Origin of the sequence: Paenibacillus sp. 481 (assembly GCF_021223605.1) — a bacterium.
GTDB lineage: Bacteria > Bacillota > Bacilli > Paenibacillales > Paenibacillaceae > Paenibacillus_B.
Genome location: NZ_CP075175.1, coordinates 3355823 through 3372614, shown reverse-complemented (window position 1 = coordinate 3372614; position 16792 = coordinate 3355823). Strand labels below are relative to the sequence as shown.

The 16792-nt window shown below is 45.5% G+C and carries 14 protein-coding genes and 1 tRNA gene; 5 read left to right on the top strand and 10 right to left on the bottom strand.

Going from position 1 to position 16792, the window contains the following annotated elements; all coding sequences use genetic code 11:
- Positions 1-170 precede the first annotated feature (170 nt).
- The 5 genes from odhB to KIK04_RS14940 all read right to left on the bottom strand — a co-directional run bounded on the left by odhB (position 171) and on the right by KIK04_RS14940 (position 7375).
- Positions 171-1460, bottom strand: a complete 1290-nt coding sequence (gene odhB / locus KIK04_RS14960; protein ID WP_232274437.1) for a 2-oxoglutarate dehydrogenase complex dihydrolipoyllysine-residue succinyltransferase — start codon at positions 1458-1460, stop codon at positions 171-173.
- 27 nt (positions 1461-1487) lie between these two features.
- Positions 1488-4361, bottom strand: a complete 2874-nt coding sequence (locus KIK04_RS14955) for a 2-oxoglutarate dehydrogenase E1 component (protein ID WP_232274436.1) — start codon at positions 4359-4361, stop codon at positions 1488-1490.
- A gap of 535 nt (positions 4362-4896) precedes the next feature.
- On the bottom strand, positions 4897-6207 hold the full coding sequence (locus KIK04_RS14950) for a purine/pyrimidine permease (RefSeq protein WP_232274435.1): 1311 nt from the start codon (positions 6205-6207) through the stop codon (positions 4897-4899).
- Positions 6208-6307: 100 nt separating this feature from the next.
- Entirely contained in the window at positions 6308-6751 is a 444-nt protein-coding gene (cynS, locus tag KIK04_RS14945; protein ID WP_232274434.1) for a cyanase, read from the bottom strand.
- A 39-nt stretch (positions 6752-6790) separates the two neighbouring features.
- A complete protein-coding gene (locus tag KIK04_RS14940) occupies positions 6791-7375 on the bottom strand; it encodes a beta-class carbonic anhydrase (RefSeq protein WP_232274433.1) in 585 nt (194 codons plus the stop codon).
- A gap of 144 nt (positions 7376-7519) precedes the next feature.
- Here KIK04_RS14940 and KIK04_RS14935 point away from each other — a divergent pair, with 144 nt between their 5' ends.
- The 3 genes from KIK04_RS14935 (at position 7520) to KIK04_RS14925 (ending at position 9070) form a co-directional block, all read left to right on the top strand.
- Positions 7520-7954 (top strand): Lrp/AsnC family transcriptional regulator, encoded by a 435-nt coding sequence (locus tag KIK04_RS14935; protein WP_232274432.1) that lies wholly within the window; start codon positions 7520-7522, stop codon positions 7952-7954.
- Positions 7955-8002: 48 nt separating this feature from the next.
- Positions 8003-8320: a BLB8/JUQZ-1 family protein gene (locus KIK04_RS14930; protein WP_232274431.1), complete on the top strand. Its 318-nt coding sequence runs from the start codon at positions 8003-8005 to the stop codon at positions 8318-8320.
- A gap of 429 nt (positions 8321-8749) precedes the next feature.
- Positions 8750-9070 carry a BLB8/JUQZ-1 family protein gene (locus KIK04_RS14925; protein ID WP_232274430.1) on the top strand — a complete coding sequence of 107 codons (321 nt, stop codon included), beginning with the start codon at positions 8750-8752 and terminating at the stop codon, positions 9068-9070.
- A 47-nt stretch (positions 9071-9117) separates the two neighbouring features.
- Here KIK04_RS14925 and KIK04_RS14920 read toward each other — a convergent pair whose 3' ends face one another.
- Together KIK04_RS14920 and KIK04_RS14915 are read right to left on the bottom strand one after the other, a co-directional pair.
- Positions 9118-10053, bottom strand: coding sequence for a phosphotransferase (locus KIK04_RS14920; RefSeq protein WP_232278749.1), 936 nt, complete (start codon positions 10051-10053; stop codon positions 9118-9120).
- A 329-nt stretch (positions 10054-10382) separates the two neighbouring features.
- Positions 10383-13592 (bottom strand): bifunctional cytochrome P450/NADPH--P450 reductase, encoded by a 3210-nt coding sequence (locus tag KIK04_RS14915; RefSeq protein WP_232274429.1) that lies wholly within the window; start codon positions 13590-13592, stop codon positions 10383-10385.
- Between the two features lie 522 nt (positions 13593-14114).
- Here KIK04_RS14915 and KIK04_RS14910 point away from each other — a divergent pair.
- Positions 14115-14354, top strand: a complete 240-nt coding sequence (locus KIK04_RS14910; RefSeq protein WP_232274428.1) for a phosphatidylinositol kinase — start codon at positions 14115-14117, stop codon at positions 14352-14354.
- 665 nt (positions 14355-15019) lie between these two features.
- Here the strand turns inward: KIK04_RS14910 and KIK04_RS14905 are convergent.
- The 3 genes from KIK04_RS14905 to KIK04_RS14895 all read right to left on the bottom strand — a co-directional run bounded on the left by KIK04_RS14905 (position 15020) and on the right by KIK04_RS14895 (position 15858).
- Positions 15020-15175: a helix-turn-helix domain-containing protein gene (locus KIK04_RS14905; protein WP_232274427.1), complete on the bottom strand. Its 156-nt coding sequence runs from the start codon at positions 15173-15175 to the stop codon at positions 15020-15022.
- Positions 15176-15381: 206 nt separating this feature from the next.
- Positions 15382-15467, bottom strand: a tRNA-Leu gene (locus KIK04_RS14900).
- Positions 15468-15498: 31 nt separating this feature from the next.
- Positions 15499-15858: a winged helix-turn-helix transcriptional regulator gene (locus tag KIK04_RS14895; RefSeq protein ID WP_232274426.1), complete on the bottom strand. Its 360-nt coding sequence runs from the start codon at positions 15856-15858 to the stop codon at positions 15499-15501.
- A gap of 221 nt (positions 15859-16079) precedes the next feature.
- On the opposite strand from KIK04_RS14895, the gene KIK04_RS14890 reads away from it, so the two are divergent.
- Positions 16080-16727 carry a nitroreductase family protein gene (locus KIK04_RS14890; RefSeq protein ID WP_232274425.1) on the top strand — a complete coding sequence of 216 codons (648 nt, stop codon included), beginning with the start codon at positions 16080-16082 and terminating at the stop codon, positions 16725-16727.
- Positions 16728-16792 lie beyond the last annotated feature (65 nt).

Below are 16792 nucleotides of genomic sequence, written 5' to 3'. Positions count from 1 at the left end.
AAAGCGGCCATCTCCCGATTACGTGTCGGGAAATGGCCGCTGGTTCGTTAAGTGCGGTTATAAGTCGTTACAAGCATATCGGCCGGAGTGCCACGCTGTTACTGCTGCATCCCGTTATGCTTTGTTGTACGCTGTTGTGCGCTGTTGTAAGCTATTATTCTCTGTTGCGCTTAGCCTTCAAGCAGCAAAGATTCTGGATCTTCCAACAACTCTTTCACTTTCACGAGGAAGCTTACCGCTTCTGCGCCATCGACAATACGGTGATCGTAGGAAAGCGCGATGTACATCATCGGGCGATTTTCCATACGCTCTTGATCGATTGCGATCGGACGCCATTGGATTTTGTGCATGCCGAGAATACCGACTTGCGGTGCATTCAAGATCGGCGTGGACAGCAAGGAACCGAATACGCCACCGTTAGTAATCGTGAACGTGCCACCTTGCAAATCAGACAACGCTAGCGAGTTCGTGCGTGCTTTACCTGCAAGCGAGATAATTTCTTTCTCGATGCCAGCGAAGCCGAGACGGTCTGCGTCACGCACGACTGGTACGACAAGGCCTTCTTTCGCGGATACCGCGATACCGATGTCGTAATATTTTTTGACGAGCAGCTCGTCGCCATCGATTTCTGCGTTCAACAATGGGTATGCTTTCAACGCGCCGATGACTGCCTTCGTAAAGAAGGACATAAAGCCAAGGTTCACTTCGTTCTTCTCTTTGAACGCATCTTTGCGGCGTTTGCGAACGTCCATAATCGCCGTCATATCGACTTCGTTGAACGTTGTCAGCATCGCAGCTGTCTGCTGTGCCTCGACGAGACGCTTCGCGATCGTCTGGCGGCGGCGAGACATTTTCGTGCGCTCGACTGGCTTGCCATTTTCAGCGTCAGCAAATGCCGGGCTTGGCGCTGCTTGTGCTGGAGCCGCTTGTGCAGCCGGACGAGCAGCAGCTGGTGCTGTGTGTCCTTGGACGCGCGCTTGCACGTCGTCTGGATTAATGCGGCCGATCGGATCGCGCGTTTGCACGTCCTTCAGATCGATGCCTTGCTCGCGAGCAAGCTTGCGAGCGTGCGGTGTTGCGTGTACGCCATCAGCGCCGCCTTGCTCAGGTGCAGCCACAGCTTGCGGTGCTGGAGCAGCAGCCTGTGCTGCTGGTTGCTCAGCTGGTGCAGATGCTGGTACCGCTGCCGGTGCAGCAGACGCTGCTGGAGCGGACGCAGCTGCGCCGCCTGCCGAGATCAACGCGATAACAGAGCCTACTGCCACGTTGTCGCCTTCTTGCGCGAGAAGCTGGCTAATGACGCCGTCTTCGTCAGCACTAATTTCCAAGTTAACTTTATCCGTTTCCAATTCTGCCAACACATCGCCTGACTTTACTGCTTCGCCTTCACGAACGTGCCATTTATGCAACGTGCCTTCTGTAATGGATTCCCCTAGCTCAGGTACTTTAATTTCAGCCACGATGATTTCCTCCTTCAAGCCGGTCGGTTATTTATGATGCAGGTTCAATGCTTGTTCGATAATTTGGCGTTGCTCATAGCTGTGTACATCCGCATAACCGCTGGATGGGCTGGAGCGCTCAACGCGTCCTCTATAGCTCACTTCGGCACCTTTAGGCGCTACTGCGCGCAAACGGGATTCCATAAACGTCCACGAACCCATGTTCTTCGGCTCTTCTTGAACCCATACGATTTCTTTCACATTTTTGAAACGTGCGAATACTTCGGCAATTTCTTCAGCTGGGAACGGATAGAGCTGTTCCACGCGAATAATGTGCAGCCAGCTCCAATCCAACTCTGGTTGGCTGTCGATCTCCGCTTGCAATTCCAACGAAATCTTACCCGTACACAATACGATACGGTTTACTTTCGTCGGCTTGCTGCCAGTCAACGGCTCCTCCAAAATCGGTTTGAATGAGCCTTCCACAAACTCCGCAGCAGGTGAAGCACAGCGAGGGTTGCGCAGCAAGCTCTTCGGCGACATCACAATAAGCGGACGAGAAGCGTACGTTCCGCCAATTGATGCTTGATGACGAAGCAAGTGGAAATATTGCGCCGCGCTGGACAAGTACGCAACCGTCCAGTTGTTGTCAGCTGACAACTGCAAGAAGCGTTCTAAACGTGCGCTGGAATGCTCTGGTCCTTGACCTTCGTAACCGTGTGGTAGCAGCATAACCATATTCGAATATTGATGCCACTTCGCGCGACCAGATACGATGAATTGGTCAATAATTACTTGTGCTGTATTTACGAAGTCGCCGAATTGCGCTTCCCAAATGACGAGCGTTTCTGGCGAGAACACGTTATATCCGTATTCGAAGCCAAGTACAGCAGCTTCAGACAACGGGCTATTATGAATAGCAAACGATGCCTTGGCTGTTGGCAAATGATGCATCGGACAGTGCGTATTATTGTTCGTATAGTCATGCAACATCAGATGACGATGTGCGAACGTTCCACGCTCAGAATCTTGACCGCTAATCCGGATAGGCTGTCCGTTCTCCAAAATCGTCGCGAATGCAAGCGCTTCTGCCGTTGCCCACTCCACTTTTTCACCTTCATCAAGTGCAGACTCACGACGTCTTAAAATACGCTCCAACTTCGGATAAATTTTGAAATCAGCTGGAAGGTTCAACAAGTTGCTGTTCGTTGCCTTGAGCTGCTCCAACGTAGCGACTTTTATTTTCTGGTTCGGAACATACTCATCTTGCGTCTTCGTCGTTTGATAGTAATATTCCTGATCCGTCATATCACGGACCTGATCATAAGCTCCCTGCAAAGTAGCATCTACTTCATCTTGCATGAGCTTTACGATTTCGTCTGTAACAACGCCTTCTTGTTTCAGCTTATCAATATACAAGAAGTAAACCGTCTTATGAGCGTGCACCTTCTCATACGTCTTCGGATTAGTTACAGTCGGATCATCCATCTCATTGTGACCATGACGGCGGTAGCCGATAAGGTCGATCAGGAAGTCCTTTTTAAACGTATCACGGTATTCAAAAGCCATCCGCGCTGCAGCGATACAAGCGTCTGGATCATCCGCATTCACATGAATGATCGGAATCTCATAACCTTTTGCCAAATCACTTGCATACAACGTCGAACGGGAATCTTCACTTTCAGTCGTAAAGCCGATGCGGTTGTTAACGATAAAATGAATCGTCCCGCCATTTTGGTAACCGCGCAGCTTGTTGAAGTTCAACGTCTCTGCCACGATGCCCTCACCAGGGAATGCTGCATCACCGTGCATGAGGATAGCTACTGCCTTCTGTGTATCTTGCACAGGGAAACCTGGTTGACTGCGATCTTCTTGAGCTGCACGAGCAAAGCCTTCAACGACAGGGTTAACGAACTCCAAATGGCTCGGGTTGTTAGCCAAGCTAATCGTTGTTTTGTACTCATTTTCCTCAAAATTACGGTCAGCACCTAAGTGATATTTCACGTCACCTGTCCAGCCAAAGTTAATGCCTGTAGAACCTTCGGAAAGGTTCTGATCTTTGTTCGGTGCATGCATGAACTCATTGAAAATAGCTGCATAAGGCTTGCCCAACACATGTGTAAGCACGTTGAGACGACCGCGGTGAGCCATTCCCATCAAAATATTGGATGTTCCTCGGCGTGCAAAGTCGCGCACGATTTCATCCAGCATCGGAACAAGTGCATCGTTACCTTCAATGGAGAAGCGCTTTGCACCGACAAACGTTTTGTGCAGGAACTTTTCAAAATGCTCGACTTCCATTAAGCGGCGCAGCAGTTCCAAACGCTCTTCCTTGGACAAGGAAACCGCAAAGTTTGCTTGCTCTGCCTTTTCACGCAGCCAACGCTTCTCGTTTACATCGTGAACGTGTCCGAAATCATAAGCGATTGAGCTTGTGTACGCTTGTTTCAAGCGTTGAATCGCATCCCAAGCTGTGCGTAGCTCAGCGGGATGATCACTCCACACGAGTGAAGCCGGCAAAGATTGCAGCCCTTCACGTGTTAGGCCGTATGCCTCTGGCTCGAAACGACGCGGATCAGGTTCCGCATTCACACCTAGCGGATCGATGTTAGCTGCCAAGTGTCCGTACATACGGATATGGTCAGCCAGCTTGGCCGCATTTACTGCTTGCATTAATGCTTCGCTGCTAAGTACATGGTTCATTCCTGAAACTACAGCTTGATTGGTTGCTTGTGAATCAGATGTATGTTCTGCACCGGAAACCTCCGGTGGTGGACCGTATTGTTCGAACCACTCCCGAAATCGCGCATCTACCGCATCTGGATTTACTAAATACTGCTCATATTGTTCATAAACATATCCCAGATTGGGACCGAAGTATCGCTCCCATGGCCCGTTCTTGTGTGACAATCCTGCCGTCATCGATCAGGACCTCCTTACGTTGTTTATACTGGATGGTTACAAGTTCATGTTCTAGTTGTGAATTTATTATGACGATTAAATTAAATGGAAACGTCTTCATTATACTAGAAGTCTCTCCACTTGAATCAAAAAGAGTGCGAAATAATAGATAGAAATTAAAGATGATATTCATCTCAAATTGAGATAGTTTTACATCTAAGGTGTTGAATCAAGGGGTTTTGGCCCAAATTCAAGGAACTGAGGGCGTAAAATGGAAGTTTATGATATCATTTGCGATGCAAAAATCATGATATAAGAAAATAGAGCCGATTATGCAGCCAGCTCTATAACCTTCATTTATCCCTTAATATTAAATTAATTTTATCTTTATACCTTTCCATCTTCGACAAACAACCAATAAAGCCGACATCTTTCACGGGCGCCCGATTGCAGATATGTGCTTAAATAATCTCGTTATGCGAACGATTTTCACCCATACTGTGCGGTTCAGAGAATTCTCTCGCATAGTAGCTGCGAGTCTTCTTCTTCTCAAATCTTAACCACCAACGCCAGCAGTTTCCTGTTCATGCTTCCACATTTGCTCTAATAGAATGGCGATCAAGGTACCGACAAGCAGCCCGTTGCTGCAAATATATTGCAGCGTGGAAGGAAGGTTCTGAAATACAGTTGCAGGCAAAAACATAAGTCCAATGCTCACTAACAACGTTATTCCTAAGATCGTTAATCGACGATGATCAAGCTGCTCCCGCAGCATGGACTGTAAGGCAATCCCTATGATTTGCACAAAAGTAGCTAACAGCGCAGCACTAGCAACCGGACCTGGAAGCAGCGCTAATCCATTGACAACTGACGGTATGAGCGCGATCACCGTTAATAATAGACAAGCGATAAGAAACGGACGAATCCGCTTGTGCCCCGTTAATTGCATAAATCCTGCCGACGCTGGCAGCGGAACAACCCCAATCGTTGAAAATAGGGCGGCTAATATATGCGAGATCCCCCCAGTCCAAATCCCTCGGCTTAATGCCGTTCTTTCAACTTTGGATACAACCGGAACAACTTGTCTTACTGCTGAAATCGCGGCAATGGTATTCGAAACGAGCAGAAACGTAAACAATAGGGCGGTGATCACGATCCCTAGATCGAATCGAGGCGCACCCCAAGCAAACACCTGTGGAAATGTCAGGATGGAAGTTGCTGCTGAAAATGTTGGTTCCACTTTTCCAAATAACGCAAACAGCCCCCAGCCCAAGCCGATTCCAATTAATACGGCGTAACTTTTAATCCACCCTCTTCCTTTAATGGAGAGAAAGATGACAAGCCCAAAAATAAACAGGGATAGGAGTGCGGCCACATAATCGGGTTGGGCGTTCGTTCCTTGTAGTCCGAGCATGCCCTTTAACAATACACCGCTCAATTGCAGGGCAAGAATGAACAAAAACGAGCCCGCTACTAACGGGGTAAACAAAAATTGAAGCCGATAGACGAGCCCTGTCGCTCCTAATACGAAGAGAAACAGACCTGCTACGATTAGACCACCCTCTAAAATTTGCAAGGTATGCATATAATCTTGTCCTTGAATCAAGGCTAAATTCCCTAATATGACAAATATGCTTACCCATGATCCCGCAGGTCCATCCGCAATCGGATATTTATGCCCCAACCACCCCTGAATAAATGAACTGATTCCGACCACAAAAAATGTCCGCTGCATGAGAGTCGAGATTTGTTCCAACGACAATTGAAAAATACCACCAATTACAATCGGAAGAGCTACAGCATTAGCTAGCAAAAAAACAAACCACTGAACAGTGCTGAGACTATCGTTAACATACTTGTTCTTCATTTCAACTCACCTTTGCAAAAAGAAAGCCACCTTCCGATGGAAAATCGTAAAAAGGTGGCTTCCCTATTCATGGATTATGCTACAAATCGTCCTTGATCGATTACCATTTACGGTATGGCAAAAACTTTCCGTTCATCGTCAGAATGATGCGATCGCCGTTCGGATCTTCTTGCTTTTGCACGTCGAATTGGAAATCGATTGCGCTCATGATACCTTCGCCAAGCTTCTCCAAAATAAGCTCTCTAACCGTTGGACCGTATACGAGCAGCATTTCGTATAAACGGTACAAGCCTGGATCTGAAGGCGGCATGTCAATCACATCGCCACGGTGTGGAATTTGTGTGAGCGCTTGTACTACTTTTTCATCGAGTTCGAGCAATTTGCCCATTTTATCTGCTTCTTCACGAGTCATTGTCGCTTGACCCAGCAATGCCGTTACAACCCAGCTCTCCGAATGCTCGCTTTCTTTCGCGATTTCACTCCAAGTTAATCCTTTTGCAAATTTAGCTTCCAAAATGTGTTGTGTCGCTTCTTTTCTATTCATGTTTCATTGCTCCCTTTGGTTTAGTATAATGAATATCGCTTATTGCTTAAGTTGAGCTGGCGCTTGTTCATATCCGTTTACAATCAGATCCAGCTTGCCTGTATCTGGCGCAATCGCCAGGCCGTGAACCGCAACCTCTTTCGGAATGAGCGGATGATTCCGCACTAATTCAATGTTCCCTTTAATCGAATCCACGACATTCGTAAAGCCGAACAACCATTTATGCAGGTCGATGCCTGCATATTCAAGTGAAGATAGAATTTCTGGTGTCGCCACTCCCCGATCCATGATTTTTTGCAAGGTTCCTTCCGGATTGCTCTGGCTCATCCCACAATTGTGGTGACCGATGATATAAATTTCTTCCGCATTCAGTTCGTAGACAGCCGTTACGATACTACGCATAATGCTGCCAAATGCATGCGTAATCGTCCCACCTGCTGTTTTGATGATTTTGGCATCACCATTTTGTATGTTTAGAGCTTTAGGTAGCAGCTCAATAAGCCGAGCATCCATGCACGTTACGACAACCATGCGCTTTTTAGGGAATTTCGTTCCCTCGTAGGGTAGATACTCTTTTTCTTCTACAAACTGATCGTTGTACTCCAAAATTTCTTGTAAGAGCATTCTTGGTGCCTCCTTTGAAGTGTTGTAGAGTTATCACTGTTTCAATGGCTACTAACTAGTGAATCAGGATATAACTAAGTATAGATATTCGTGGCTGCAAGCTAAATAAGTTGGCGAAACGCTTTACGTCCGTTTGCTTTCACGATGAAAGGATTGATATTTATTTTTGATCATATCGATTTTGAGATACTAGCTTTACTCAAAGAAAACTCCAGAATCCAGTGGAAAGACATCGGCCAACAGATACATATGACGGGCCAAGCAGTCGGAAATCGCATTAGGCGGTTAGAAGATATGGGAATTATCGAGCAATATACGATCGTTACGAATAAAGCGAAGCTAGGACTACCTATAACGGCTTTTATTACATTATTTGTGGAATCAGCCAATCATACCTCTTTCCACAAGTTCGTGATGGCGGAGGATGCCGTTACCGAAGTGCATCGGATTAGTGGAGAAGGATGCTATGTATTAACTGGACATTTTGCTGCTAATGAGGATCTTGAAGTATTTCTCGCTCATCTACTGAAACATGGAAATTATCGAGTGAATCTATCGATCGGGAAAATAAAATCCTAATTCATGATCCTCTAACATCTGCATAGAATTATTTTTGGAGGTGTTAGAATGAAAATGTTAAGCAAAGCATTATTATCCACCGTATTAGCTTTCGGTCTCCTGTCAGGCTCCGTAGGCGCTGAATCCTTGAGTCAACAATCAGTTGATACGCAGGCAACAATCATTAATCCCATTTATAAGATGAGAGTCGGCTGGTCTAAGGGGATAGGCACGAAGGGCTCAAGAGTGGTGCTTGTTAGCGGCCATGGTATAGTCAGTGTGAATCAATACGGAATGGTAACTGCTTTGAGAGCTGGTACTGCTACGGTTTATAATTATGCAGCCGACGGTAATCTATATATTAATTATTTTGAAATTAGAAATTAAGTTGGGCATTTTATCTAGAAGCGTTTTAAGAAAAAATAGACCGTTTCCGTTAATAAGGAACGCGGTCTATTTCTTTTTTTGAAAATATATTTTTAACGAGTTGCCACCCAACCATCAACCTTAACTGGAAAATAAGCATAAGTAATGTACAATGCAGCGTATGTTCCAGGGTCTAGTGTGACGTTCCTAAAAAGATAACTCCCTCTAACATGAGTAGCATAGTCGAAGCCACTCTCCCCACAATTAATTACGAGGTAAATAGTCTGACCTGGCTCAAAAAAATATAAGAAAGTACGCGTGAATGAAGCAGCTTTTTCTTTTTGAATCCAATTGAAATGAACACCATAAGGAGAGTTAATTTATAGGTATTTTTTGGAATTCATGTTCCTCAAACAACCGCATATATTTTCACAACTGGAGGTGTTTAAAATGAAAATGTTAAGTAAAGCCATATTATCCACTGTATTAGCTTTCGGTCTTCTGTCAGGCTCGGTTGGCGCCGAATCCTTGAATCAGCAATCAGTTGAAACCCAAGCAACAATCATTAATCCGATTACAAAATTAAGAGTCGGCTGGTCTAAGTGGTTTGGCATGCAGGGCTCAAGAGTGGTACTTGTTAGCGGCCATGGTGTAGTTAGTCTAGACCAATATGGGAAGGCCACCGCGTTGAAACCTGGTAATGCTACGGTTTATAATTATGCAGCAGATGGAAATTTATACGTCAATTATATCGTAGTTACCTATTTCTAATCCGATTCGCAATGAAGCCGCTGATGATTTCAGCGGCTTCATAACGTCTATTTATAAGCTTGAATAAACCTCAGCGCACATTCGCTGTGATACTCGGCGAGATCTTTTGCAAACTGCTGATCCGGAAAGCCTCTATGCAGTAGCTTCAAACCACCCGATGTTAGCGCGATATGATGGTGCAACCGATAAAATAACATCCTATCGCGATCGAGATGATCATTTTTGAGATAACGATAATGATCCCCGAACCGAAACTCCAAAAAGCTGTGTTCATGCTCAATATCAAAGAACTGCGCCCCTTCAATATCGATAAAATACGGTTCCAATTGATCCGTCACGAGCACATGATCAGGCCCAAGCTCCCCATGTATAAAACCATAGCGACTTCTAGGCTCAAGCCTTGCTTCCATCTCATATAACGTATCAAGCAGCTTGCTTTGATTGGCCCCGATGCTTGCAATGTGTTGCGAGGCATAGGCTAACTGGGCTGGTGCATTTTCCATTTGCGAGTGATAGCATTTTCCCGTGTTCGTTGCGTTATGATTCAACTTGCCATATCTATCACTTTCGTTGCCATGCATAACCGTGAGCATATCTCCTAACCGCTGAAACACTTTATCTTGAACATGTGCATCAGGATGATCGAAATAGACTTCCGCCTTTTGCCCTTCTACATATTCAACGAGCGCATAATCAAAGGGATAACGGTTTCTTTCCTTATTCAAATCATAAAGAGCAGGCGTTTGCAGCCCTCGTTCTATTAAAAATTGATTGTTCCGTTCAAATAAATGACTCCCGTAAGATTGTTCATTAATATCACGGTTTGCTATTTCTTCTTGAAAATAATTCATCGTCAGATCCCATACATACAGAACGCAGGAGAACCCATTGCTACAATCTATTTTGTAGACAACCTTTTGGGCACCGCCATGCATTTTCGTTACATTCGCGACGAAATAACCCGTTCCCAATACTTTTTCCACATAATCCTGTAAATCAGCTTGCTTGAGGTGGCAAAAAAGTTCCACGCATCAACACTCCGTTTCTTCTCTTTTTGCCGGCTACCTAACTTTATTAAAAATCCCAACAAAAGTATAGACTGTTTCTTTACGCTCTGTTATGATGTTGAATAGGGTCTCGATAAAAAAAGTTATCCACAGACAAGCACAAAGCCTTTGGAGGTCATTCCAAAGGCTTTTTTTTGATGCTTAGCTTAATTGATTACACATAATCAAAGTGATAAAGAAACGTAAATAGCCCTGATCACATTGATGAGCACACTAGAATTAGAAATTAGTCTTAAATGTTGTACTTAAATCCCCGCCCATACATCCTTCGCATAGCGCCCCTCATCTTGCAGCCGCTCCAACCAAGCTGCCGACTGTTGCGCATTTGCCCCATGAACCTGTTCATACGCTCGCTTCAGCGTCGCTTCTACATCTGGCGCCATCTTGCTGCCGTCACCGCATATATACAAGTGCCCACCTTGATCAAGCATGTGAATCAACAGCTCTCCATCCTGCTCCATAAGATGCTGCACATACGTCTTCGGCTTGCCCTCCACACGAGAAAGCGCAGTATGCAGCGTTACGATATCGTCGCGCTCATACTGCGCCAGCTCGTCACGATAAATATAATCGCACTCGCTGCGGCAACCGAAGTACAAATGAGCAGGGCCAAGCTGCCCCCCATCCTGCTGCATGACGCGCCGTGCCTGTAGGAAGCCGCGGAACGGAGCCACGCCTGTACCCGGTCCGACCATAATAATCGGCGTCGCCGTATCTTGCGGCAGCTGGAAATCCGATTCCGGCGTGCGCACGAAAAGCACAATCGAATCTCCGCTCTGCCGCTCCGCCAAATAGTTCGAAGCTACGCCGCGATATTCCCCTTCGCCGCTCCATGCAGGGCCACGTACAACGCCAACCGTAATGCTAGCCTGATCCGGACGGACACGAGGGGAGCTGGAAATCGAATAGTACCTTGCCTTCAACGGCGGCAGCAACTCGATAAATCGTTCGAATGGAAGCTCACAAGCTTCGTAACGTTCCAGCAGCTCCAACATGGTCACCCGCTTCTTTTGCACGTGGGCCTTATAGGCATCTTCCTCCAATAAAGCCTCCAATTCTCGCTTGTGCGGCGGACAGACCGTATATGAAGCAAGCTCACGCAATTGGGCACGACTCGCCGCCTCTTGCAGCTCGACACTGTGACTCAACAATTCAAATAAGCTGACGGGCCGCTCCAAAGGTAGATGTGCCGCGCTTCTACCTGTGCCACTTAAAATGAGTTGATCGCTGCCGTTGAGTCGGTAACGACGCAGCACTCGCTTAACCACATCCTGCCGATTAAGAGGCAGCACACCGATGTGGTCCCCTTCGCTGTAGCTGACTCCTTCGGGGAGCGCAATTTCTAGATGGCGAGTGCTACGACCACTATCTGAGCTTTGCAGCTCACGGTTCTCCACAATCTTGGCATTGATCGCTTCGTATGATTGTGCCAATGGACTACCAACGATGCTGCTTACGAATTGAACGGTTAGATTGCTCGTTTCCTTAACGGCATCTTCATTCACTTGTAAGCCAAGCTCTGCCATGACATCTTGCCAGAGCTGCCCGCGCCATTGCTCGATCTGAATCTCAAAATCGCCGCTCGCATCCCCGCAGCCGAGCTTCGTAAGACGTGTCGCCCCCTTAGCTGCAAGCTGCTCATCAATAAAGCGCGGCACCTCTTGGTACGTGGATGCCCAGTTATGATCCCCGCAGCCGAAGACTGCATAGCGCACGCCTTCACATTCGGAGGCATCTGCTCCCTGAAGCCACTCGACAAACTCGCGTGCATTGCTTGGTGGCTTGCCATTATAGGAGGCAGATATAATGAGAACAACGCCTTCCTTCGGGAGCTTGGCGGCCCAAACATTCAGTGGCGCGACCTCCGTCTTGAACCCTTGATAACGAGCCATATCCGCTAATTCCCGTGCTATTCCTTCTGCTGTCCCCAGATTGGAACCGTAGAGAATGAGCAGCGGCGTATGATGAGCATCCACTCGACTCGTGGAAACTAGAGCATCTTTAGGCGCAGGAGAAGCCGAATCAGAAGCCACACCAGAGGCTGATGCAGCACCGTCGGCTGGCGCAACGATCAGCCCATGCTTACTCCGCGAACGAACACGCATCGTGAAACCGTCCGGCTTCAAGGTCAACGTTTCCTTTACTTTTAACTGATAATTCGTATGGTCAATAATCTCAAAATGCTTCAACACCATCCCTAGCACGAGAACAGCTTCTTGGATCGCGAACTGCTGACCGATACAAGCACGCTGTCCATTACCGAACGGCTTAAACGCATGATGCGGTACTTGGCTGATATCTTCGAACCGCTCAGGGCGAAACGCTTCAACATCCTCTCCCCACACGGCTTGATCACGATGAAGCACCGGAACTAACACATTGACACTATCCCCTTGCTTCATCGGGTATTGTCCCGCCAACATCGTGTCTTCCTTCGCGTAGAGGGCAAATGCAGGAGCCGTCGGCCATAGACGCAGCGATTCGTTCAGAATCATACGTATGTAGGTAAGCTCACGTACTTGGTTATACGTAGGTATCGCATCTGTGAGGACACGATCCACTTCTTCATAGGCTTTGTTCAACTTGTCAGGATGTTTTAGTAAATAATACAGCGCAAACGACAGCAATCCACTCGTCGTTTCATGTCCAGCAATGAGAAACGTAATAATCTGATAACGAATATTTTCGTCGTCCAGCCCTTCACCCGTATCCGGGTCTTTGCCATTCAACATATGAGATAGTAGATCATCGCCGTCACTGCCCGACTGCCCTTGTGCTCTCCGCTCGGCAATGATCTTGTCTACGAGTGAGAACATCGCTTGAATATCATGTTGATACTGGCGTTTCGTAATGACCATCAGCTTATCTTGGATGCCCAGTCGCTGCAATTGACTCATCGCTTCATCTAATGCGCGTGTCATGCTCGTAATGAACGGATGAGATTGTTCGCGATAAAAGCTGTTGAAGCGGTAATTGAAACCGCATAACCCGATCGTATCCAACGTTAAACGCGTCATATCCTCCGCCACGTCGATACTTTCATCCGGATTCAAGCGCATCCATTTCTGAACAAGCTGCACAGCAATGTCGACCATCATCTCATGATAGCCGCGCATCGCCAACTGGCTGAAGCTGGGCAGTAAAATATGGTGCGCCCTCTGCCAATTCGGTTCCTGAGTCGCACTCGTGAACAAGCCGTCTCCGGTAAAGGCACTTACTTTTTGCAGCGGCGCCCATATTCGTTTATCAAACCGCAACTCATCGCAAGCATCTTCCACCAATTGATGACCTGAAATGTAAACTTCCTTTCTTCCTCCTGGCAATTCCAAGCGAAATATAGGCCCGTATTCCTCCGCTAATCGCATCAAGGACTGCACAGGTGCTTCGAGATTAAGTTGCGGCAAATTGCCCAATGGACCGAACGACTTCGGCTGTGGGATTGTAGGTTGTGACATGCGCTCAAACCCTTCCTATTCCTGAACAGATTCTAAGCTATAGACGATTTCTTCATCCTTGTTACTATTTGAGAACAGGCACTAAAATATCCAATCACACACCGATTATTGAATGAGCGAGCTTGAGGGAATAAACGGGAACAGGTCTTTTGCGGTAATTGTAGAACTATGTTAGGAAAAAATAGAAGGGAGATTTATGACATGACATTTAGTGGTTATAGTGAAGAACTTCGCGGCCAAAAACAAGTGGAACTCCTCTTCGTTTGCATGTTTGGTACACCCGTTAAAAAACCAGAATTAGACTGGCTCATCCATAAATTTGGACTCGAATAACAAAAAAACCCATATACCAAGATGGGCTCTACAAATCTCATAGATTTATTAAGTTAATTTAACCAGCCAGCTCATAGACATTAGCCGTGACCACCTAATTTAAACGACAATAGACTATTGCTGTAGTCACAACAATCTAGGAGGTTGGTTATGGATTCAAATTACTTAAATCAACTTTGCAGGACCTGCATGAACAAATATGTTGGTATCCAAACCCATGACGGTAATAAGCATGATGGCTTCATCGCACACGTCGGTCAAGATCATGTCATACTTGCAATTCCTACCGATGAAATGATGAATCCGATGCAAGGTAGCTCCAGACAATTCGGATTTCATTCTGGCTTCTTTCCGAGACGCCGTTTTATTCAACGCCGTTTTCCCTTCCCGTTTATTGCGTCTTTGTTCTTACTTCCGTTCTTCTTCTAATAAATCGCGCGGGGTATGATTTATTCATATCCCTACATTTTCATTCCGGCCCTGTAATGTTCATTTTGTAGAGATATGTATGCATTCTAGGTTCATTCCGATTAACACACATGCACAATGTTTTTGATTGTAAAATTGCAAACTATAATGTCATTCAGGAGCCACCGAATTGTTCCTGAAATCCCCTCCTTGCGGAGTTTATTACAAATCTATCTAGCCAAGTTTGGAAATCACAAAACAATGAACGAGCAAGATCGAAATGGCACGGGCCTTCTGTCAAATACATGTATTCTTTCCTTGTGCTACATCATTCAGGTCGATGATGATATTATCCTCAATGATGCAGGCAACAATAATCCGTGAGGGATGATCGTATGGTTTGTTCCATTGAATGATGTCATCGATTGAGAAAATTTCAATCTCTCCCGTACATCCGACATTCGAAAATGGTCTAAAGCCGTTTGTGATAGATAAAAATTTAAAAAATCTTCGGGCAATGGAAAGTACGACTCAAGTATTCTGAAATAAACGATTTTAAACATACATAATGGACACAGAAAAGGAGCCTGACGACAATCATTGTTAGACTCCTTAATAGATCAATCCACTTGTGTTACTTATCATGTAGACCAAGTACTATTTTCCATTTAAATGAAATTATTACTTCACAATCTTTTATTCGCGATCTGCTCCCCAGTTTCAATGTTGGACAATCCACCTTTAGATATTTTAACCAATGATTCTAATTTAGCTAAAGACAGATTTGCTTTAAACCTGTATTGTTGCAGCAGTTCTCCCAAAGGTGTCGTTTCACGATTCACGTTATCACCTTCCCACAGATAAGTTCCAGATTAATACATTCAGTCGTTCTTACCATCAACCTACATACGTGTAAACCATATTTTGTTTAATTACGCTTATTTAGAGGAAAAAGGTTTTAGATGCAAATAATCAAAATGAGAACAAAAAAAAGTGTGCCTCTGTGCACACCTTCTAAGTTCGATATTATAAATCGCTTAAAATATTATGGCGCAGTAAAGAGAACTCGAACCTCCACGGGTATACACCCACTCCCCCCTCAAGATAGCGTGTCTACCATTTCACCACTACCGCTCAGAACCATAAGGCCGCCTATACATAGTAATTAAATATCACCCTCACTATTTCTCACGACAACCTCACCATTCGGATACTTGTACTTAATATACTCTCCGCCCCAATCACAAAGCACCTTCAACACCTCTTTCAACGACTCACCATATTCCGTAAGTGAATACTCAACTTTTGGCGGAACTTGATTGTATACTTTCCGCGAAATCAATCCATCTTGCTCAAGCTCTTTTAATTGTTCGGTCAGCATTTTTTGGGTGATCCCCGTTACCAACCGTTTTAATTCTCCTGTTCGAATGGGGCCTCTAGCTAAGTGATACAAAATATGCGCTTTCCATTTGCCCCCGATAACCTCTAAAACGACTTCTATTCGGTTGTTATATTGCTTCTCCATACGAATCCCTCTTCTTTTTTATAGGTACTTTTTCGTGCCTATCGTACAAAAAGGTGTCTATATCACAAAAAAGTGCGTACTTTTCATTATCTCCGTACTATAACATAATAAGTCTCGTAAGCAACTTATATGGAGTGAGCGCGAGAGGCTAACATCAAAATGACTCATCCATAATGAGTTCATTATCATTATACAAAATACATGTTGGAGGTATTTCAAATATGAAAATAGTTAATCGTAATGCAAATTTTTATGACGTAATCAAGGACCGCCGTTCGGTGCGCATGTTTGACCCTTCGTTCAAGATGTCTGACGAAGAAATCAAAGAAATTATTGCAGAAGCTATGCTTGCTCCGAGTGGAACGAACCTAAATCCTTGGCGTTTTATGGTCTTTACAGACCCAGCTCTTAAACAAAAGCTGCTTCCAATGGCTTTGGGACAACAGCAAGTAGCTGATGCATCCGCAGTCATTGTGATATTGGGTGATATGGACGCTTATACCGTGGAGAACGCTGATAAAATCAATCAAAGAGCTGTAGATGCTGGTTATATGACGACAGAAATTAAAGACAGAATTAACAGCAGTGTAGAGGGTTACTACGGTTCTGTAAGTGAACAAACAAAAAGAGAATGGCACAATCTTGACGGTGGTCTCGTAGCGATGCAGTTGATGCTCGCAGCAAAAGCGAGAGGCTATGATACGGTACCTATGCTCGGCTATAGTACTGAACAATTCCGCAAAGAGTTTAATGTGCCAGACCATTTGGTCAACGTCATTATGATTCCAGTGGGTAAAGCAGCGCAACCAGGGTTCCCAACGGTGAGATTGGGTGTTGACGAAGTAACAACTTGGAATGGCAAGCTCTAATCTCCATTCGAATCATTCGACTATAAGACATTCTTCATACAATAAGGAGCCGTTACCTTACGCTC